Source organism: Promicromonospora kroppenstedtii (genome assembly GCF_044389675.1).
GTDB classification, from domain to species: domain Bacteria; phylum Actinomycetota; class Actinomycetes; order Actinomycetales; family Cellulomonadaceae; genus Promicromonospora; species Promicromonospora kroppenstedtii.
In genome coordinates, this window is the sequence record NZ_JBIRYI010000002.1 from 306,067 (window position 1) to 324,487 (window position 18,421).

The following is an 18,421-nucleotide window of genomic DNA, read 5'->3' on the forward strand; positions in this document are numbered from 1 at the left end:
GCCCCTGGCGCGCGCTGTCAAACCATCCGTTCGCAACACTGCGACGGTGCGCCCCGCGGGGAAAGCCTCGCGCGCGGGGTGTGTTGCTCTGCGTCGACAATGTCTACCGACAGCAACACACCCCGCGCGCGAGGCTCTTGTCCGAGGCGGGCGCGCCCTCAGCTCTCCAGCACGTAGAGCGACAGCGTGTGCGCCACGAGGGCGGGCTTCTCGGCCCCCTCGATCTCGACGGTGACCTTGGAGGCGAGCCGCACACCGGCCGCCGTCGGCTCGGCCGAGAGGATCTCGGTGACCGCCCGCACCCGGGCCCCCGAGGGCACCGGGCTGAGGAACCGCAGCCGGTCCATGCCGTAGTTCATCACCATGGCGACGCCACCCACCTGCACGAGCGAGGACGCCAGGTGCGGCAGCAGCGACAGCGTGAGGTACCCGTGCGCGATCGTGGAGCCGAACGGCCCGGCGGCCGCCCGCTCGGCGTCGAGGTGGATCCACTGGTGGTCCTCGGTCGCGTCGGCGAACGCGGCGATGCGCTCCTGCGTGACCTCGAACCATTCGCCCGTGGCGGTCCGGCCCACGGCACCGGCGAGGTCCGCCGGCGAGGCGACGGCGATGACGCCGTCCAGGTCCGCGCTCATGCCTTGGGACCACCCGCCACGTACAGCACCTGGCCCGAGACGAAACCGGACTGCTCCGCGCAGAAGAACGACACGGCGTTCGCGATGTCCTCGGGCTGGCCCACGCGCCCCACGGGCACGTCCTTGGCGGCCACGCTCAGGTAGTCGGACAGCGACACCCCGATGCGCTCGGCGGTCTCGCGGATCATGTCGGTCTCGATCACGCCGGGCGCCACGGCGTTGGCGGTGACGCCGAACTTGCCGAGCTCGATCGCCAGGGTCTTGGTGAAGCCCTGCATGCCCGCCTTGGCGGCCGAGTAGTTGGCCTGGCCGCGGTTGCCGAGGGCGGAGGTCGAGGACAGGTTCACGATGCGGCCGTACTTCGCCTCCACCATGTGCGCCTGCACGGCCCGGGTCATCAGGAACGCGCCCCGCAGGTGCACGCCCAGCACGGCGTCCCAGTCACCCACGGACATCTTGAACAGCAGGTTGTCGCGCAGGATGCCGGCGTTGTTCACCAGCACGGTGGGCGCGCCCAGCTCGGCGGTGACGCTGGCCACGGCGGCAGCGACGGACTCCTCGTCGGCGACGTCGACGCCCACGGCGAGCGCACGCCCGCCGTCGGCCACGATGGCCTCCGCGGTGTCCTTGGCCTGGTCCTGAAGGAGGTCCAGGACGGCGACGGCGAAGCCGTCCTGCGCGAGCCGGCGGGCCGTGGCGGCACCGATGCCGCGGGCCGCTCCGGTGACGATGGCTGTACGAGTCATCAGGGGTTTCCTCTCGTTGCGTGAACTTCGGTGTGGACGTCGTCGTGGGACGCCCAGGGTCAGAACATCTCAGAACATCACGAGCTGCCGCAGCGCCGCGCCGGAGGCGAGGCGGTCGAGCGCGACGGGCAGGTCGGGAAGGGTGATGCGGTCGGAGACCAGGCGGTCCAGCGGCAGCCGGCCGGCCCGCCACAGCTCCACGTACCGCGGGATGTCGCGGCCCGGCACGGCCGAGCCGAGGTACGAGCCCACCACGGTGCGGGCCTCGGCGGTCAGGCTGAGCGGCGAGAGGCTCGCCCGGGCGTCGGGGTGCGGCAGGCCGACCGTGACGGTGGTGCCGCCCGGGGCCGTCAGGGCGTAGGCGGTCTCGAAGGCACGGGCCGAGCCGGCGGCCTCGATCACCACGGGGGCGCGCAGCCCCTGGTCGGCGGCCTCCTGCGGCCCGACCGCGAGGGCCGCGCCGAGCTCCCGCGCCAGGTCGAGCTTGGTGGGCACGGCGTCGACGCCCACGACCTCGTGCCCCAGCGCGACCGCCACCAGGAGCGCCGCCATGCCGACGCCGCCCAGCCCGACGACGGCGACCCGGTCGCCAAGCGCGGGCCGCCCGGCGTTCACGACGGCACCGCCGCCGGTCAGCACCGCACACCCCAGCAGTGCGGCGACGTCGGGCGGGACGTCGTGGTCCACCGGCACCACGGAGGTCTCGGAGACCACGGCGTGGGTCGCGAACGCGCTCACCCCGAGGTGGTGGTGCACCTCCTGGCCAGCGCGAGTCAGCCGCCGCCCACCACCCACGAGCGTCCCGGCCGCGTTGGCCGCCGACCCCACGACGCACGGCAGCCGCCCGTCGGTACCGCACGGCGCGCACTGGCCGCACCGCGGCAGGAACGTCATGACCACCCGCTGCCCGGCGGCGAGGCGCGCACCCGGGCCGGTCGCCTCCACGATCCCGGCGGCTTCGTGGCCGAGCAGCATCGGCACGGGCCGGGCCCGGTTGCCGTCCACGACCGACAGGTCGGAGTGGCACAGCCCCGCGGCCTCGATCCGCACCAGCACCTCGCCCTCGCCGGGCGGGTCGAGCTCCAGCGGGCCGACCGTGACCGGCCGGGACTCCGCGTAGGGCGCGGGCGCTCCGCAGCGCTCCAGCACCGCGCCGGTGATCCGCATCAGAGCTTCTCCAGCACCATCGCCATGCCCTGGCCGCCGCCCACGCACATCGTCTCCAGGCCGTACTGGCCCCCGGCGTCCGCGAGCGCGTTGATCAGGGTGGAGGTGATGCGCGCGCCGGTCATGCCGAACGGGTGCCCCACGGCGATGGCGCCGCCGTTGACGTTCAGCCGCTCCGGCTCGACGCCGAGCTCCCGCGCCGACGGGATGACCTGCGCGGCGAACGCCTCGTTGATCTCCACGCGGTCCATGTCGTCGACCGTGAGCCCGGCCCGGCGCAGGGCCTGCCGGCTGGCCTCGACGGGGCCGAGGCCCATGATCTCCGGGGACAGCCCGCTCACGCCGGTCGACACGATGCGGGCCAGCGGGGTCAGCCCCAGCTCCTCGACCACGCGGCCGGAGACGATCACGACCGCGGCCGCACCGTCGTTCAGGGGGCAGGCGTTGCCCGCGGTGACGGTGCCGTCGGGGCGGAACACCGGCTCCAGCGCCGCCAGGGTCTCCACGGTGGTGCCGGGGCGCGGGCCGTCGTCGGCGGCGAGGACCGTGCCGTCGGGCAGGGTGACCGGCGTGATGTCCCGGGCCCAGAAGCCGGACGCGATGGCGGCCTGGGCGCGCTGCTGGCTGCGGGCGGCGAACTCGTCCTGCTCGGCGCGGGTCACGTCGCGCAGGGCCGCGACGTTCTCCGCCGTCTGGCCCATGGCGATGTACGCGTCGGGCAGCGCGCCCTCCAGCCGCGGGTCGGTCCACAGCCCGGTGCCGGCCCCGGCGCGCTTCTCGGTGCGGGCCAGGGCGTCGGCGAAGACCGGGTTGTGCAGGTCCACGCCGGGGATGTGGTCGCTCGACCCGGTGGCGAACGAGCTGACCGACTCGACGCCCGCCGAGACGAACACGTCGCCCTCCCCCGCCTTGATGGCATGGAAGGCCATGCGGGTGGTCTGCAGGCTGGAGCTGCAGTACCGCGTGACGGTCGCGCCGGGCACCATGTCCCAGCCGCACAGCACGGCGACGATGCGGGCCAGGTTCATGCCCTGCTTGCCACCGGGCAGGCCGCAGCCCAGCAGCAGGTCGTCGATGCGCGCCGGGTCCAGGCCGGGCACCTGGTCGACGGCGGCCCGCACCATCTGCGCCGCGAGGTCATCGGGACGGACGTCCTTGAGCGACCCCTTGTGGGCGCGCCCGATGGGCGAGCGCGCGGTGGCGACGATGTACGCCTCGGTCATAACTCCTCCTTGAGCCGGTGAGCCAGGTCGGTGGGCTGCCCTCAGACGAACGCCGCGTGTCCGGTGATCGCCCGGCCCACGATGAGCTGGTTCATGTCCTTGGTGCCCTCGAACGTGTAGACGGCCTCGGCGTCGGCGAAGAACCGGGCCACGCCGTGGTCCAGTGTGATCCCGTTGCCGCCGCACGCCTCCCGGCACAGCGCGACGGTCTCGCGCATCCGGGTGGTGACGAACGCCTTGGCCATCGCGGCGTGGGCGTCCTTCTGGGTGCCGAGGTCCTGGAGCTGGGCCACGCGCACGCACATGGCGAAGCTCGCGGTGACGTTCGCGTACGCCGTCGCGAGCTTGTCCTGGATCAGCTGGTAGCTGGCGATCGGGTTGCCGAACTGCTCGCGGTGCCTGGTGTAGGCCACGGCGGCCTCGTAGGCGCCGATCATGGTGCCGAGCGCCTGCCAGGACACGCCGTCGCGCGTGATACGGAGCACCTTGGCGACGTCGCGGAAGCTGTCGATACCCTGCAACCGGTCGGCCTCGTCGACCCGCACGTCGTCGAGCACGATGTCGGCGTTCTGCACGATGCGCAGGGACTGCTTGCGCTCGATCTTGGTGGCGGTGAAGCCGGGTGTGCCCTTGCGCACCAGGAAGCCCTTGACCTGGTCGTCGGCGGTGTCCTTGGCCCAGATGACGACGACGTCGGCGAACGTGGCGTTGCCGATCCAGCGCTTGGCGCCGTTGATCACCCAGGTGTCGCCCGTGCGGGTGGCCGTGGTGCGCAGGCCCTTGGCGGTGTCGGAGCCGGCCAGGGGCTCGGTGAGCCCGAACGCGCCGATCAGGTCGCCGGCCGCCATGGGCGGGAGCCACTTCGCGCGCTGCTCGGCACTGCCGCCGACGCCGATCGACGTCATCGCCAGGCCGCCGGAGACACCGATGAAGGTGCAGAACGACGAGTCGACGCGCGCCGTCTCCATGCCGACCCAGCCGCGGAACACGGCCGAGGTCTCCTCCCCCTGCGTCTCGGCCCAGCCCGAACCGATGGTGCCGAGCTGCGCGTAGGGCTTGAACAGGTGCACGGGGCACTCGGCGCGCTCCCAGTAGTCGTCCGCGATGGGACGCACCTCGCGCTCCATGAACTCCCGGACGGCCAGGGCCTTCTTCTGCTCGGCCGGGGTGAGCAGGTCCTGGAACGCGTAGAAGTCCGCCTCCAGCAGGTCCGTGCTCGGGTCAGCGGCGGGTGGCTCGGGTACGAGCGTCATCGGTCCTCCGATCGTCGTCGATCTGATGCATGTCCAGTATGCATCATTCGTGGATTTGTTGCACCGACCCCCTGGGGTCGGTCTACGCTGGCTCGATGGGCTATCGCCACCCCTTCCCGCTGCGCTGGAACGACAACGACCAGTACGGCCACATGAACAACACCGTCTACTACGAGGCCATGGACACGGCGGTGAACACCTGGCTCATCAGGCACACCGACCTGGACCCCGCGGGCGCCGTGATCGGGCTAGCCCGTGCCTCCTCGTGCGAGTTCCTCGCCCCGGCCTCGTTCCCCGAGGAGCTGGAGGTCGACGTCGCCGTCGGCCGGCTGGGGCACACCTCGCTGACCTGGGACCTGGCGATCCTGCGCGCGGGCGCGCCCGACCGGGCCGAGGCGTACGCGACGGGCAGCTTCACGCACGTGTTCGTGGACCAGGCTGCCCGCCGGCCCGTCCCGGTGCCGGATCGGGTGCGCACAGCAGTCGAGGAGCACCTGGGCTTCACCCCGCCGGGGCCGAGTGCCGGGCCGTGAGCTCGCGCTTGAGCACCTTGCCGCTCGGCCCCAGCGGCAGGTCGGCCGACACGTGCACCACCCGCGGGTACTTGTACGCCGCCACGTGCTCCTTCATGTACGCGACCACGGCCTCCGGGTCCACCTCCGCCCCGTCCGACGGCACGACGGCGGCGTGCACCTCCTGCCCGCGCGCGGCGTCGGGCACCCCGAACACCGCGGCCAGCGCGACGCCCGGGTAGCGGGCCAGCACCGCCTCGACCTCCGTGGGATACACGTTGTAGCCGCTGCGGATGATCATGTCCTTCTTGCGGTCCACGATCGTCACGATGCCGTCGGCGTCCACGGTGCCGAGGTCGCCCGTGCGGAACCAGCCGTCCACGACGGCCGCCGCCGACGCGTCGGGCCGCCCCAGGTACCCCTTCATCAGGTTGTGCCCGCGCACCACGATCTCGCCCAGGTCGCTCTGCTCCCCGGCCGCCGAGCCCGGTGCCGGGGCGGGCAGCAGCTCGACCCGGTCCTCCACCTCGGCCACGGCCACGGCCACGTCGACGCCCCACATGGGCCGCCCGACGGTGCCGGGCCGGATGGGCTCGGACGTCACGTTGAAGGTGCACGACGGCGACGTCTCGGTCAGCCCGTAGCCCTCGTGCACCTGCGCGCCGAACGCCTCCTCGAACGCCTCCAGCAGGGCGACCGGCAGGGCCGCCCCGCCCGAGACCGCGAACCGCAGCGGGGGCCGCGCCGCGGTGCGCCGGGCCGCCTCGACCATGCCCGCGAAGTTGGTCGGCACCGCCGTGAACACGGTCGCGCCGTGCGCCACCAGCAGCTCCAGGGCCTCGTCCGGGTCGAACCGGGGCAGCAGCACGATCGACGCCCCGCGCCGGAACGCCATGTTCAGCACCGCCATCTGCCCGAACGAGTGGAAGAACGGCAGGCCGCCGTACACGACGTCGTCGGGCCGCAGGTCGAACGAGTCGATCAGGGAGCAGTGCACCTGCTCGACCATCGCCAGGTGCGACCCGACGGCGCCCTTGGGGGTGCCCGTGGTGCCGCTCGTGTACAGGATCGTGGCAGCGGCCAGGGGGTTGACGCCCGTGTGCCGCTCGATCGGCGTCGCGACGGCGGCCTCGTCCTCGAGCCGCGCCACCGGAGTGCCCCGCTCGGCGAGGCCGGCGGCGGCGTCCGCCGGCAGCAGCACGGTCAGCAGCGGCACCTCGGCCCGCGCGGCCGCGGGCGCGGCCTCCGCCAGCATGGGGGCGGCGACCACGACGACGTCGGCCCCGGCGTCGCGCAGCACGAACTCGATCTCGTCGGTGCGGAACAGCAGGTGCACCGGCACCACGACGGAGCCGAGCGCGAGCGTGGCGTAGTAGACGCGCGCGAAGTCGGGCACGTTCGGCACGATCATCGCCACGCGCGAGCCCGGCCCGATGCCCCGGGCCGCGAGCGCCCCCGCATACGCGCGGGTCTGTGCCCAGAGGTCGCCGTAGGTGGTGGCCTGGCCCATGAAGTACAGCGCGGGTCGCTCCGGGTACCGGCGGGCGGTCTCGGCGAGCATGCTCGCGATGGACAGGGTGCCGTACCCGGGCCCGTCGACGGCGGGGTCGGGCGCGGCCGGGTCGGGGGCGGCGGGCGCGTGGGTCATGTCGGGTCTCCTTCGACGGTCGACGGTTGGTGGACGACGCGCGCCAGGTAGGGCGCGCGTCGGCGGAGCTCGGCCCGGCCGAGCGAGGCGAGGTGCACCTCGTCGGGCCCGTCCGCCAGGCGCAGGGTGCGCACACCGGCGAGCAGCTCGGCCAGGGGGTGGTCGCCGGACACACCGGCGGCGCCGAACACCTGGACGGCTCGGTCCAGGATCTGCCCGACGGCGCGGGGTACCGCGATCTTGATGGCCTGGATCTCGGTCATGGCGGCCTTGTTGCCGACGGTGTCCATGAGCCAGGCGGTCTTGAGCACGAGCAGGCGCAGCGCCTCGATCTCGATGCGCGATGTGGCGACCCACTCGCGGACCACGCCCTGGTCGGCCAGCGGCCCGCCGAACGCGACCCGCTCGGCGGCGCGCTCGCGCACCAGGTCCAGGGCGCGCTCGGCCGTGCCGAGCGCGCGCATGCAGTGGTGGATGCGGCCGGGTCCGAGCCGCGCCTGGGCCATGGCGAACCCCTCGCCCTCCCCGCCCAGCAGGGCGGACGCGGGCACGCGGACGTCGTCGAACACGATCTCGGCGTGGCCGCCGTGGTCGCGGTCGTCGTAGCCCAGCACGGTCAGGCCGCGCAGCAGGGTGACGCCGGGGGTGTCGCGGGGCACGAGCACCATGGACTGCTGCCGGTGCCGGGGCGCGCCCGGGTCGGTCTTGCCCATCACGACCAGCAGCCCGCAGTCCGGGTTCATGGCGCCGGTGGCGAACCACTTGCGGCCCGTGACCACGTACTCGTCGCCGTCGCGCACGATGCGCGTGGCGATGTTCATGGCGTCCGACGACGCGACGGCGGGCTCGGTCATGCAGAACGCCGACCGCTGCGTTCCCTCCAGCAGCGGGTCGAGCCAGCGTTCGCGCTGCTCGGGCGTGGCGAAGTGCGCGAGCAGCTCCATGTTGCCGGTGTCCGGCGCGGCGCAGTTCAGGGCGACGGGCGCGAGCCTCGGGCTGTACCCCGTCAGCTCGGCCACGGGGGCGTACTGCAGGTTGGTCAGGCCGCCGCCGCGTCCGGTTGCCGGGCCGCCTGAGCCGGCGCCGCCCGGCGGCAGGAACAGGTTCCACAGCCCCCGCTCCTTCGCGGTGGCCTGCAGGTGCCGGACGACGGGCCGGAACGACCAGTCCTCGGGCGTGGCCGCGACCTGCGCGGCGAGCACGGGCTCGGCGGGCAGCACCTCGTCCACGAGGAAGTCCCGGACCCGGGCGGTGATGTCGCGCGTGGTCGCGTCGGGTGCGAAGTCCATCAGGCTCCTCCTGTCGCGCTCGCGCCGGCGCCGGGTGAGGCGCCGAGCCGGGCCAGCCCCTCGCGGGCCAGCGGCTCCACGAGGGCGCCGATCGTGTCGAACCCGGCACCGACGGTCTGGCCGCCGGTGTACCGGTAGTGGATGCCCTCGAGGATGACCGCGAGCTTGTAGCAGGCGAACGCCCGGTACCAGGCGAGGTCCGGCACGGCGGTGCCGGCACGGGCGGCGTAGGAGTCGATCACCTCGGCGAAGTCCGGGTAGCCGGCGCCGGGCACGATCGCCCCGGCGACACCGACGACGCCGGCCTCCTGCGTCAGGTCGTGGATGTCCCAGTACATGCCGAGCATCCCGAGGTCCACGAGCGGGTCGCCGAGCGTGGCCATCTCCCAGTCCAGCACCGCCGCGACGTGCGGCGCCGCGGGCGGTCCGGCCACCAGCACGTTGTCGAGCCGGTAGTCGCCGTGCACGATGCCGGTGCGCGCCCCGTCGTCGGGCACCGTGGCGCCCAGCCGCTCCTGGAGGCCGTCCAGGAGCGGCTGGGGGCGCGAGCGCGACGCGTCGTACTGCCGCCGCCAGGTCGTGAGCTGGCGGGCCAGGTACCCGGCGGGCCGGCCGAAGTCGGCCAGGCCGACGGCCGCGGGGTCGGTGGCGTGCAGGTCGGCCAGCACCTCGGCCAGCTCGACGGACAGCGCGCCCAGGCCCGCGGGGGTCCAGGCGGCGTTGTGCTCGGGCCGGGCCAGGACGGCGCCGTCGACGTGCTCCATGACGAAGAACACGGTGCCCGTGACCTCTCCCGGCCCGGTGTCGTCCACCACCGTCACGGTGGGCGGCACCGGGATCGTCCCCGCCAGCGCGGTGATGACCCGGTGCTCGCGCCGCATGTCGTGCGCGGTGGACAGCACGTGCCCCAGCGGCGGGCGGCGCAGCACCAGCGGCCGGGCGGCGCCGTCCACCCGGTAGGTGAGGTTGCTGCGCCCGCCGGTGATCAGGGTCGCGGTCAGGCCGGAGCCCGGCCCGGCGAGCTCAGGGTGCTCCCGGGCCAGCCAGGCGGCCAGGCCGGCCACGTCCAGGCCGGGAAGTTCGTGCGTCATGGTTCCCCTCTCGTGCGGTGGTTCTGACGGCTCCCGGTCACTCGGTGAGCGGGATGCCCTCGTTCTCCAGCGGCACCTGCGTGGGCTCGGCCGGCACCGCGCCGGTCTCGGTCACCTCGTAGGCGTCGTCGGTGAAGTCCTGCACGCCGTCGGTCACCACCGCGATGCGGACGGTGCGGTGCGCGAAGTGGTCGTCGGCGGAGTAGGTGAGCGGCGCGATGCCGTTGCCCACCAGGTCGCCGGACTCGACGGCCGCCACGAGCGACTCCCGTGTCGGCTCGGGCCCGGCGGCGGCCAGCACCTCGGCGAACTGGTAGCCCACGCTCATGCCGTAGGTGGTGTTGCCGGTGTAGGGCGCGCCGTCGTTGTACTCGTCGTTGATCCGCGAGAACAGCTCGTACCACTCGGACGACGGGCTGTTGGGCAGGTAGTTCACCGAGACGAGGCCCTCCAGCACCGGGGCGACGTCGTCGCCGAGGTACTCCACGAGCGTGGGGTGGTCGGCGCCCGAGGAGGACACGTGCCACCTCGGGAACCAGTCCATCTGCGCGGCGGTGCCCACCGCCAGGGCGGTGAAGCCGTTGATGGTGCCCAGGACGTTGTGCGTGCAGCCCGCCTCCTTCATGGCCCCGATCTGCGCGGTCACGTCCTGGTCGGCCGTCGAGTAGACCTGGTGGGTGGCCACCTCGCCCTCCCCCACGGCCAGCTCGACACCCGCGAGGATGCCCTCGCCGAAGTCGTCGTCCTGCCCCAGCACGCAGACGACGGCGTCCGGCTCGGTGTCCAGCGCGTACTGCGCCAGCGCCGCGCCCTCGGTCACGTAGTCCGCGTTGAACCCGAAGGTGTACGGGTACTCCTGAGGCTGGTCCCACGTCAAGGATCCGGAGGCGACGAACAGGTCGGGCACCCCGTTCTGGTCCAGGTAGTCGAGCACGCTGGAGTGCGTGGGCGTGCCCAGGCCACCCACGACGGCGAAGACCCGGTCCTCCTGGACCAGCTCGCGCACCACGGTCTGCGTGTTGGCCGGGTTGTAGCCGTCGTCCTTGACGACGTACTCGATCTGGCGGCCGTGGATGCCGCCGTTCGCGTTGACGTACTCGAAGTAGGCCGCGGTGGCCGCCGAGATCGACGCGAACCCGGCCGCGGCCGGGCCCGTCAGGGGCTGGTGGGTGCCGATGACCACCGTGTCCTCGGTGACGCCGGGTACCTCGGCGGCCGCGGGCGTCGAGCAGCCGGACAGCGCCGCCGCGGCGGTCAGCCCGAGGACGGCGGCCGTGCCCACGGAGCGGGGGCTGAGCAGGGAAGCAGTGCGCATTTCCGTTCACCTCACTGTGTTGGAAAGGACGTGCTGGGACGGGGCTTGCGATCAGGGAGCAGCCGGGCGAGCCCGCCCGGCCAGAGCACGGTCACGACGATGACGACGACGCCGAACAGCGCGATCTCGAGGTTGCCCTGCAGCCGGTGGCCGAGGTCGGCGGGCAGCCCGGCCGTCGCCTGGTCGACCACCCACGGCAGCAGGGTCACGAGGACCGCGCCGATCGCGGCGCCGCCCAGCGAGCCGAGCCCGCCCACGACGGCGGCGACCACGAGCAGCAGCGAGAACCCGAGCCCGTACGCGCCGGGGCTGACCTGCTGGGTGACGATCGCGAGCGCCACGCCGCCCAGGCCCGCGGCCAGCGAGCTGAGCACGAACGCCCCGGCCTTGACCCGCCCGGGGTCGACGCCGGCCAGGCGGGCGGCCGTCTCGTCGTCGTGCACCGCCCGCATGCGCAGGCCGGACCGGCCCGAGCGCAGGGCGACCAGGGGCGTGACGGCGCAGGCCGCGACAAGGATCGCGAGCCAGGCGTGCCACTGCTCGGTCGCGATGAGCAGGGCCAGCGGGTCGGGCACGGGGACGAACGGGGCGCGCACGCCCTGCTCGCCGTTCAGGCCGGGAACGGTGCTCGCAGCGGCGGGCAGCGCGATCACCAGGGCGAGCGTCAGGCCAGCCAGGTACGGGCCGCGCAGCCGCGCCGCGGCCAGCCCGAGCAGCAGGCCGAGCAGCCCGGCCACGACGACGGCGCCGGCCACCCCGGCGAGCAGCGGCAACAGCCAGCCGCCCGCGCCGTCGGCCAGGGTGGTGCCCTCGACGGCGGTGGCGACCCAGGTCGCGGTCAGTGCGTACCCGTAGCCGCCGGCGGCCATGAGCACGGCGTGCCCCAGGGAGAGCTGGCCGGTGAGCCCGACCAGCAGGGTGAGCCCGGCGACGGCCACGAACGTGCCGGTCGCGGTGGCGAGCTGGTAGTTGCGATAGGGGTCGAGCAGGAAGGTCGCGCCCAGGGCGAGCAGCGTGAGCAGGGCGGCGCGGGTCAGGAGTCTCATGCGGTCCGGGCCTCCCGGGCGGCGAACAGCCCGTGCGGGCGCACGAGCAGCACGACCGTGAGCAGGGCGAGCACCGCGGGCGGCGCCGCGGCCGCCGAGGCGTACCCGGTCACCAGGCTCGCCAGGACACCGACCGACAGCCCGGCCGCGAGCGCCCCGACGGGCGAGTCCAGCCCGCCGATGACGGCGGCGGCGAAGGCGTTGACGAACAGCACGTCGGCGGCGTGCGGGTCCAGGCCGAGCCCGGTGGGCACGAGCAGCAGGGCGGCGAGCGCCGCCGTCGCGACGGACAGGGTCCAGCCGAGGGTGACCATGCGGGGAACGCGCACGCCGAGCAGCCGGGAGGTCTCGGGCGCGAAGGCGGCGGCGCGCATCCGCAGGCCGAGCGACGTGCGGCCGAACAGCCACGCGAGCGCGCCCATGACGACGGCGGCGACCAGGAGCACGAACAGGTCGTAGGGGCTCATCAGGGGGACGCCGCCCACGCCGAGCGGCCGTTGCGAGAACGGTGCGTGCACGGGGCGGTGGTCGGGGCCGAAGGCGATCGCGAGCCCGGCTTGCAGCACCATGACCAGGCCGATCGCCACGATGATGCCGGCCAGCGGGTTGTCCTGGGGCACGCGGCGCATGAGCCCGCGCTCGACGACGGCGCCGAGCAGCGCGCCGGTGGTCAGGGCGCACGCGAGCCCGAGCCAGTACGAGCCGGTGGCGGACGTGACCGCGACGGCGACGTACACGGGCACGATCGCCAGGGCGGCCTGCGCGAAGTTCACCACGCGCGCGGCGCGGTAGACGATCACGAGCGACAGCGCGAACAGCGCGAGCACGGCGCCGCGCGCCAGCCCGGTCGACAGGAGGAACACAAGTCTCTCCATGCGGAACTCCTCTCAGAAACCCAGGTAGGCGTGGCGCAGCGCGGGGTCGGCGGCCAGGTCGGCGGCCGGGCGGTCGGCGACGACCTCGCCGAGGGACAGGACGACGCCGCGGTCGGCCACCGACAGCGCGCCGGTGACGTTCTGCTCGGCCAGGAGCACGGTGAGCCCGGTGGAGCGGGCCTGGTCGCGGAGCACGCCGAGCAGCTGGGCGACCACGAGCGGGGCGAGCCCGAGGGAGGGTTCGTCGAGCAGCAGGACGCCGGGCCGGGCGACCAGGGCCCGGGCGAGCGCGAGCATCTGCCGCTCGCCGCCGGACAGGGTGTGGCCAGGGGCGTCGCGGCGTCGCGCCAGGGGCTCGAACAGCTCGTACATCTGCCCGACGGCGGCGTCGCGCTCGACGCGGGCGTGCTTCCGTCCCGCGTATCTCCACAGCGCCCCGAGGCGCAGGTTCTCCGCGACGGTCAGCTCCGCCACGACGCCACGCCCCTCGGGCACGAGCGCGAGCCCGCGGCGCACGCGGTCCTCGGTGGGCAGGCCGGTCAGGTCGGCGCCGTCGAGCAGCACCCGCCCGCCACGGGCGGAGGTCAGGCCCAGCAGGGCCCGGAGCAGCGTGGTCTTGCCCGCGCCGTTGGCGCCGAGCAGCGCGACGACGTCGCCGTCGGGCACGGTCAGGTCGAGTCCGTCGAGCACGGGGGCGCCGTCGCCGTAGCCGACGGTGAGCCGCTCGATCGTCAGGGTGCTCATGCGCTCTCCCCCGCCGGCACCCCGAGGTAGGCCTCCTCGACGGCCGGGTCCCGGCGCACCTGCTCGGGGGTGCCGCACGCGATCACGTGCCCGAAGTCGAGCACCACCACGCGGTCGGCGACGTCCGCCACGAAGTCGACGTGGTGCTCGACGAGCAGCACGGAGCACCCCGTCCCGGCCACGTCGCGCACGGTCCCCGCGAGGCGGTCGATGTCGGCGGCCCCGAGCCCGCCTGCGGGTTCGTCCAGGAGCAGCAGCCGGGGCCGGGTGACCAGCGCCCGGGCCAGCGCCACGCGCTTGCGCTCGGGGTAGGGCAGGGTCCCGGCGGGGACACCGGCCAGCGCCCCCAGGCCGAGCGCGTCGAGCGTCGCGTGGGCCGCGTCGGGCCCGGGAGACGGCCGCACACCCGTCAGCGGCACGAGCACGTTCTCCAGCACGGTGAGGCGGTCGAAGAGCCCCAGCCCCTGCAGGGTCCGGGAGATCCCGGCTCCCACCAGCGCGGTGGCGGACGACGGCGCGGGCCGCCCGTCCACCCGGACCCGGCCGCGCCGGGCGCGCACCAGGCCGCACACGGCGTTGAAGACCGTGGTCTTGCCCGCGCCGTTGGGGCCGATCAGCGCGACGGTCTCGCCGTCGGCCACGGAGAAGGACACGTCGCTCAGGGCGGTCAGGCCCCCGAACGTCACCGTGAGCCCCGACACCTCCAGCCGGGGCGGGTCTGCTGTGCTGCTCGTCGTCGTCATCGGCACCTCGTCGTGTCGGATGGGTGGGTGGGCAAGAGAAACCGACCGGCCGGTTTGTTGGGGACGGGGTGCGCCCGCGACCGGCCGGCCGCGGGTCTACCGGTGCGGGATCCCGCTCGTCATGCCGCCGTCGACCACGATCTCCTGGCCGGTGATCCAGGCCGACGCCTCGCTCGCGAGGAAGAGAACGGTCCCGGCCAGGTCGGCGGGCACGCCCGGGCGGCCGAGCGGGATGATCAGCGCCTCCGGGTCGATGCGCGTGCTCATCTCGGTCAGCACCAGGCCGGGGTGCACCGAGTTGACCCGGATCCCGGCGGGGCCGAGCTCGACGGCGAGCGACTTGGTCAGGCCCCGCACCGCGAACTTGGAGGCGGTGTACCCGTGCAGGCTGCGGCTGCCGCGCAGCCCCTCGACCGAGGAGACGTTGATGATCGAGCCCCGCCCGGCGGCCTTCATCACGGGCACCACCGCGCGGCAGCCCAGGAACACGCCCGTGGCGTTGACCGCCATGACGGCGTTCCACTTGGCGAGCGTGAAGTGCTCGATCGGGGCGGCGTTCGCGATACCCGCGTTGTTGACCAGCACGTCCACGCCCCCGAGCTCGCCCGTCACCCCACCCACGACGCGTTCCCAGGCGTCCTCGTCGGTCACGTCCAGGTGCGCGAACCGGGCCCGCTCCCCCAGCTCGCCGGCCAGCGCCCGGCCCTCGGCCTCCAGCACGTCGGTGATCACGACGTGCGCCCCGGCGTCGTGCAGGATCCGCACGTACGCCGCGCCGATGCCACGGGCCGCTCCGGTCACCAGGGCCACGCGGCCGGTCAGGTCGTGCAGGCGCGCCGCCTCCTCGCCGGTCATGCACCCGCCTCCCGGTCCGGGCCGCTGCCCGCGCCGACCACGGCGTCGTCGGCCACCCGGACCACGAGGCGGCCCGTCGTCGCCCCGGCGGCCAGCCGCGCCACCGCGGCGGGCGCCTGGTCGAACCCGACCACGTCGTCCAGCACCGGCCGCAGCACGCCGTCCGCGGCGAGCCGCTCCAGCTCGACGTGCGCGGCGTCCACCAGGTCGGGACGGCGCTGCTGGTAGAGGGCCCAGTGCAGGCCGAGCACCGAGTAGTTCTTCACGAGCGCGAGGTCGGCCCGCACCGTCGGCGTCCGCCCGCCGGCGAACCCGACCACCACGAGCCGGCCCTCGAACGCCAGGCAGCGCGTGGAGCGCTCGAACGAGTCGCCGCCCACCGGGTCGAACACCACGTCCACGCCCGGGCGGCGCAGGGCGCCGACCCAGTCGTCGCCGCGCAGGAACACCTCCTCCGCGCCCGCGGCGCGGGCCGCCGCCACCTTCGCGGCGCTGCCCACGACCCCGACCACGCGGGCTCCGGCGGCCTTGCCGAGCTGGCACGCGGCCGTGCCCACGCCGCCCGCGGCGGCGTGGACCAGCAGCGTCTCGCCCGCGCGCAGCCCGGCCCGCCGGTGCAGCCCGAACCACGCCGTCTGGTACGCGATCGTCAGCGCGGCGGCCTGGGCGTCGTCCAGGGCCGACGGCGCCGGGTGCACCGCCTGCACCGGCACCGTCGCGTACCGCGCCAGCACCCCGATCTTCGAGCCGACGACGCGGTCGCCCACCCGCACGCGCTCCCCCTCGGTCACGCCGGGGCCGAGCGCGACGACGTCACCGCACAGCTCGATGCCGGGGACGAACGGCAGCTCGGGCCGTTCCTGGTACTCGCCGCGGGCCAGCAGCACGTCGGGGAAGTTCACCGCGACGGCGCGGACCCGCACCAGCACCTCGCCCGGGCCGGGCTCCGGCACCGGGACGTCGTGCAGCTCCAGCACCCGCTCGGGCTCCCCGTGGGAGACCACGTGCCACGCCTTCGTCGCCGTGGGTAGGTTCACTTCGCTCGTCCTCCAGATGGGTTCGTCGCTGGTCGCTCCGCGCGGATGCCGCGCAGGAACAGCTCGGTGAGCTGCTCGGCCAGCTCGGCGGTGGTCTCGGGCCCGGCGGGCGAGTACCACTGGGGCAGGTAGTGCACGTCCGAGAAGAAGTGCGCGATGAGCACCGCCGGGGGCACGTCGTCGCGGAACACCCCCTCCGTGATGCCGCGCTCCAGCAGGGCCTGGAAGTCGTCGTGATAGGCCCGGCGGCGGCGCTTGACCTCCGCCTGCCGCTCCGGCGCGAGCATGTGCTGGCTGCGCGTGTACACGGTGCCCTCGGCCAGCAGCTCGATCGAGGTGGTCACCACGTCCTCGCAGACGGCGCGCAGCACGTCCTCGACGCCGTCGCCCCGCGCGGCGCCCTCCGCCACGAGCCGGTCGAGACGGGCCTTCTGGAGCGACAGCATCCGCTCGTAGATGGCGAACAGCAGGTCGTCCTTGGACGCGAAGTAGTGGTACATCGCCCCCTTGGTGACGCCCGCAGCCGCGACGATCTCCTGGACGCTCGTGGTGGCGTAGCCCTGGGTGGCGAACAGGTCGAGGGCGGCCCGCAGGACCTGGTCGTGGACGTTCGTGGTGCGCATGGCCACATCCTTCACCGTCGCCGCCGCCACGGCCGCGCGGCTCACCAGGCCGCCCGCACGCTCGCCCCGCCGTCGACCAGGAGGGTCTGCCCGGTGACCCAGGCGGCGTCGTCGGACAGGAGGAAGGCGGCGGGGCCCGCCACGTCGTCCGGCTCCCCGAGCCGCCGCAGCGGGTACGCGCGGGCGGCCTCCTCCTCGCGGCCCTCGTACAGGGCGCGCGCCAGCCTCGTGCGCACGACGGCGGGCGCGAGCGCGTTGACGCGCGTGGCCGGGGCGAGCTCGTCGGCGAGCTGGACCGTCAGGTTGATCAGGGCGGCCTTGGAGACGCCGTAGAACCCGATGTTCGACGCCGACGTCGTGCCCGCCAGCGACGCCATGTTCACGACCGAGCGCAGCCCGGCGGGCGTGGAGCCCGCGGCAGCGACCGCCTCGCGGGTCCACTCCAGCGCGGCGATCACGTTCACCTCGAGGATCTTGCGGGCCACGCCCGTCTCCACGTGCGCCAGCGGCCCGTAGGCGGGGTTGATCCCGGCGTTGTTCACCAGGTGGTCCAGCCGCCCGAACCGCTCCACGGCGCGGGCGATCGCGGCGGCACGGTGCGCGGCGTCGTCCGCCTTGCCCGCGACGCCCAGCGCACGGTCCGGGCCGAGCCCGGCCACGGCCTCGTCCAGGGTCCCGGGGTCGCGGCCGGTGATGACCACCCGGCCGCCCTCCGCCACGACACGGCGGGCGATCGCGAGGCCGATCCCCCGGCTCGCGCCCGTCACGAGCGCGACCCGGCCGTCGAACCTGCGCCCGGGGGCGACGTCGTCGTCTGCCACGCGTACCTCCACACCTCGACATACCGTCTGGTCGGTTTGCATGGGGACCGTAGCACGCCCGCACGGCCCGGCGATAGAGTGCTGAGCGGAGACGGATGTCCCGTATGCATCATTCTGCATTGTGTTGCACAGCGGCCCCGGGTAGCGGTTGGATGACCTGATGACGACCACGACGTCGAGCATCGCGACGGTGGGGCTCGACGCGGCGCCGAGCCGCCTGTCCGCCCGGCTGGCCACGCACCCCGAGGCGCAGCGCGTGCTCGACCTGGCGCGGGACACCTTCATCGAGGGCTACCGCATCGACATGGGCCCCCTGGCCACGCAGCTCGGCGTCGACCGGACGTCGGTGTTCCGCTGGGTCGGCAACCGCGACGCCCTGCTGTCCGAGGTGCTGTGGTCGCTCGCCGTGCCCACGCTGGTGCAGGCCGAGCACGCCAACGAGCACCTGACCGGCGCCGAGCGGCTCGCCGGGCTGCTGACGACGTTCGCCCGCGACCTGATCGTGGCCGACTACTTCCGCGCTTTCCTGAGCCGCGAGCCGGCCCGCTCGCTGCGTCTGCTCACCACCGCGGACAGCCCCATCCAGCGCCGGTTCGTCGCCACCGTCGAGTGGCTGGTGGTCCGCGACCTGGGCACCGAGCCCTTCGACGGCACCATCACCCCCGAGGAGCTCGCGTACCTGCTGGTGCGGGTCTCGGAGTCGCTCACGTACGCCGACCTCATCACCGGCGACGAGCCCAGCCCGGCGCGCGCCCGCACGGCGTTCCGCCATCTGCTCAGGGTGACCTGACAGAGTGA

At 74.1% G+C, this 18,421-nt stretch carries 18 protein-coding genes and 1 pseudogene; 2 read left to right on the forward strand and 17 right to left on the reverse strand.

The genetic code is table 11. The annotated features are described in order from the left end of the window. Window positions 1-158 precede the first annotated feature (158 nt). The 5 genes from ACH47X_RS05160 to ACH47X_RS05180 form a co-directional block, all read right to left on the reverse strand. Window positions 159-635 carry a MaoC family dehydratase gene (locus ACH47X_RS05160; RefSeq protein WP_397402055.1) on the reverse strand — a complete coding sequence of 159 codons (477 nt, stop codon included), beginning with the start codon at window positions 633-635 and terminating at the stop codon, window positions 159-161. Then, complete coding sequence (fabG, locus tag ACH47X_RS05165) at window positions 632-1,381, reverse strand: 3-oxoacyl-ACP reductase FabG (RefSeq protein WP_397402057.1); 750 nt, start codon at window positions 1,379-1,381, stop codon at window positions 632-634. Before fabG ends, ACH47X_RS05160 begins: the two co-directional genes overlap by 4 nt. Window positions 1,382-1,450: 69 nt before the next feature. Next, the gene (locus tag ACH47X_RS05170; protein WP_397402059.1) at window positions 1,451-2,548 is read right to left on the reverse strand and encodes an alcohol dehydrogenase catalytic domain-containing protein; all 1,098 of its coding nucleotides are present in this window, start codon (window positions 2,546-2,548) and stop codon (window positions 1,451-1,453) included. Beyond that, entirely contained in the window at window positions 2,548-3,771 is a 1,224-nt protein-coding gene (locus ACH47X_RS05175) for an acetyl-CoA C-acetyltransferase (RefSeq protein WP_397402061.1), read from the reverse strand. Before ACH47X_RS05175 ends, ACH47X_RS05170 begins: the two co-directional genes overlap by 1 nt. 41 nt (window positions 3,772-3,812) lie before the next feature. After that, the gene (locus tag ACH47X_RS05180; protein ID WP_397402063.1) at window positions 3,813-5,024 is read right to left on the reverse strand and encodes an acyl-CoA dehydrogenase family protein; all 1,212 of its coding nucleotides are present in this window, start codon (window positions 5,022-5,024) and stop codon (window positions 3,813-3,815) included. A 95-nt stretch (window positions 5,025-5,119) separates the two neighbouring features. On the opposite strand from ACH47X_RS05180, the gene ACH47X_RS05185 reads away from it, so the two are divergent. Beyond that, the gene (locus tag ACH47X_RS05185) at window positions 5,120-5,557 is read left to right on the forward strand and encodes an acyl-CoA thioesterase (RefSeq protein WP_397402065.1); all 438 of its coding nucleotides are present in this window, start codon (window positions 5,120-5,122) and stop codon (window positions 5,555-5,557) included. Here the strand turns inward: ACH47X_RS05185 and ACH47X_RS05190 are convergent. From ACH47X_RS05190 to ACH47X_RS05245, 12 genes and pseudogenes are all read right to left on the reverse strand, one after another. Then, window positions 5,526-7,184: an AMP-binding protein gene (locus ACH47X_RS05190; RefSeq protein WP_397402067.1), complete on the reverse strand. Its 1,659-nt coding sequence runs from the start codon at window positions 7,182-7,184 to the stop codon at window positions 5,526-5,528. The two genes, ACH47X_RS05185 and ACH47X_RS05190, sit on opposite strands and share 32 nt — an antisense overlap. Further along, complete coding sequence (locus ACH47X_RS05195; protein WP_397402069.1) at window positions 7,181-8,473, reverse strand: acyl-CoA dehydrogenase family protein; 1,293 nt, start codon at window positions 8,471-8,473, stop codon at window positions 7,181-7,183. Before ACH47X_RS05195 ends, ACH47X_RS05190 begins: the two co-directional genes overlap by 4 nt. Then, complete coding sequence (locus ACH47X_RS05200) at window positions 8,473-9,564, reverse strand: phosphotransferase family protein (RefSeq protein WP_397402071.1); 1,092 nt, start codon at window positions 9,562-9,564, stop codon at window positions 8,473-8,475. The genes ACH47X_RS05195 and ACH47X_RS05200 overlap by 1 nt, the downstream gene beginning before the upstream one ends. Window positions 9,565-9,601: 37 nt before the next feature. Next, complete coding sequence (locus ACH47X_RS05205; protein ID WP_397402073.1) at window positions 9,602-10,879, reverse strand: ABC transporter substrate-binding protein; 1,278 nt, start codon at window positions 10,877-10,879, stop codon at window positions 9,602-9,604. Window positions 10,880-10,890: 11 nt separating this feature from the next. Then, a complete protein-coding gene (locus tag ACH47X_RS05210; RefSeq protein WP_397402076.1) occupies window positions 10,891-11,925 on the reverse strand; it encodes a branched-chain amino acid ABC transporter permease in 1,035 nt (344 codons plus the stop codon). Then, entirely contained in the window at window positions 11,922-12,800 is an 879-nt protein-coding gene (locus tag ACH47X_RS05215) for a branched-chain amino acid ABC transporter permease (RefSeq protein ID WP_397402078.1), read from the reverse strand. Before ACH47X_RS05215 ends, ACH47X_RS05210 begins: the two co-directional genes overlap by 4 nt. Before the next feature lie 234 nt (window positions 12,801-13,034). Continuing rightward, a pseudogene (locus ACH47X_RS05220) lies at window positions 13,035-13,544 on the reverse strand (ABC transporter ATP-binding protein); the annotation flags it as partial. Beyond that, complete coding sequence (locus tag ACH47X_RS05225) at window positions 13,541-14,287, reverse strand: ABC transporter ATP-binding protein (RefSeq protein WP_397402082.1); 747 nt, start codon at window positions 14,285-14,287, stop codon at window positions 13,541-13,543. The pseudogene ACH47X_RS05220 and the gene ACH47X_RS05225, both read right to left, overlap by 4 nt. A gap of 96 nt (window positions 14,288-14,383) precedes the next feature. Next, complete coding sequence (locus ACH47X_RS05230; protein WP_397402084.1) at window positions 14,384-15,142, reverse strand: glucose 1-dehydrogenase; 759 nt, start codon at window positions 15,140-15,142, stop codon at window positions 14,384-14,386. Next, a complete protein-coding gene (locus ACH47X_RS05235; protein ID WP_397402086.1) occupies window positions 15,139-16,179 on the reverse strand; it encodes an NADPH:quinone oxidoreductase family protein in 1,041 nt (346 codons plus the stop codon). The genes ACH47X_RS05230 and ACH47X_RS05235 overlap by 4 nt, the downstream gene beginning before the upstream one ends. Then, window positions 16,176-16,802: a TetR/AcrR family transcriptional regulator gene (locus ACH47X_RS05240; protein WP_397402088.1), complete on the reverse strand. Its 627-nt coding sequence runs from the start codon at window positions 16,800-16,802 to the stop codon at window positions 16,176-16,178. Before ACH47X_RS05240 ends, ACH47X_RS05235 begins: the two co-directional genes overlap by 4 nt. Before the next feature lie 41 nt (window positions 16,803-16,843). Continuing rightward, a complete protein-coding gene (locus tag ACH47X_RS05245; RefSeq protein WP_397402090.1) occupies window positions 16,844-17,623 on the reverse strand; it encodes an SDR family oxidoreductase in 780 nt (259 codons plus the stop codon). 160 nt (window positions 17,624-17,783) lie between these two features. Between ACH47X_RS05245 and ACH47X_RS05250 the strand changes: the two genes are divergently transcribed. Then, window positions 17,784-18,413, forward strand: a complete 630-nt coding sequence (locus ACH47X_RS05250) for a QsdR family transcriptional regulator (protein WP_397402092.1) — start codon at window positions 17,784-17,786, stop codon at window positions 18,411-18,413. Window positions 18,414-18,421: the final 8 nt, after the last annotated feature.

Excerpts from the sequence above, each read along its gene's own strand:
- ACH47X_RS05230 (WP_397402084.1), bottom strand. The coding sequence starts at position 15,142 with ATGACCGGCGAGGAGGCGGCGCGCCTGCACGACCTGACCGGCCGCGTG.
- ACH47X_RS05210 (WP_397402076.1), bottom strand. The coding sequence starts at position 11,925 with ATGAGACTCCTGACCCGCGCCGCCCTGCTCACGCTGCTCGCCCTGGGC.
- fabG (WP_397402057.1), bottom strand. The coding sequence starts at position 1,381 with ATGACTCGTACAGCCATCGTCACCGGAGCGGCCCGCGGCATCGGTGCC.
- ACH47X_RS05205 (WP_397402073.1), bottom strand. The coding sequence starts at position 10,879 with ATGCGCACTGCTTCCCTGCTCAGCCCCCGCTCCGTGGGCACGGCCGCC.
- ACH47X_RS05240 (WP_397402088.1), bottom strand. The coding sequence starts at position 16,802 with ATGCGCACCACGAACGTCCACGACCAGGTCCTGCGGGCCGCCCTCGAC.
- ACH47X_RS05250 (WP_397402092.1), top strand. The coding sequence starts at position 17,784 with ATGACGACCACGACGTCGAGCATCGCGACGGTGGGGCTCGACGCGGCG.
- ACH47X_RS05200 (WP_397402071.1), bottom strand. The coding sequence starts at position 9,564 with ATGACGCACGAACTTCCCGGCCTGGACGTGGCCGGCCTGGCCGCCTGG.
- ACH47X_RS05175 (WP_397402061.1), bottom strand. The coding sequence starts at position 3,771 with ATGACCGAGGCGTACATCGTCGCCACCGCGCGCTCGCCCATCGGGCGC.
- ACH47X_RS05190 (WP_397402067.1), bottom strand. The coding sequence starts at position 7,184 with ATGACCCACGCGCCCGCCGCCCCCGACCCGGCCGCGCCCGACCCCGCC.
- ACH47X_RS05225 (WP_397402082.1), bottom strand. The coding sequence starts at position 14,287 with ATGACGACGACGAGCAGCACAGCAGACCCGCCCCGGCTGGAGGTGTCG.
- ACH47X_RS05195 (WP_397402069.1), bottom strand. The coding sequence starts at position 8,473 with ATGGACTTCGCACCCGACGCGACCACGCGCGACATCACCGCCCGGGTC.
- ACH47X_RS05160 (WP_397402055.1), bottom strand. The coding sequence starts at position 635 with ATGAGCGCGGACCTGGACGGCGTCATCGCCGTCGCCTCGCCGGCGGAC.
- ACH47X_RS05170 (WP_397402059.1), bottom strand. The coding sequence starts at position 2,548 with ATGCGGATCACCGGCGCGGTGCTGGAGCGCTGCGGAGCGCCCGCGCCC.
- ACH47X_RS05180 (WP_397402063.1), bottom strand. The coding sequence starts at position 5,024 with ATGACGCTCGTACCCGAGCCACCCGCCGCTGACCCGAGCACGGACCTG.
- ACH47X_RS05215 (WP_397402078.1), bottom strand. The coding sequence starts at position 12,800 with ATGGAGAGACTTGTGTTCCTCCTGTCGACCGGGCTGGCGCGCGGCGCC.
- ACH47X_RS05185 (WP_397402065.1), top strand. The coding sequence starts at position 5,120 with ATGGGCTATCGCCACCCCTTCCCGCTGCGCTGGAACGACAACGACCAG.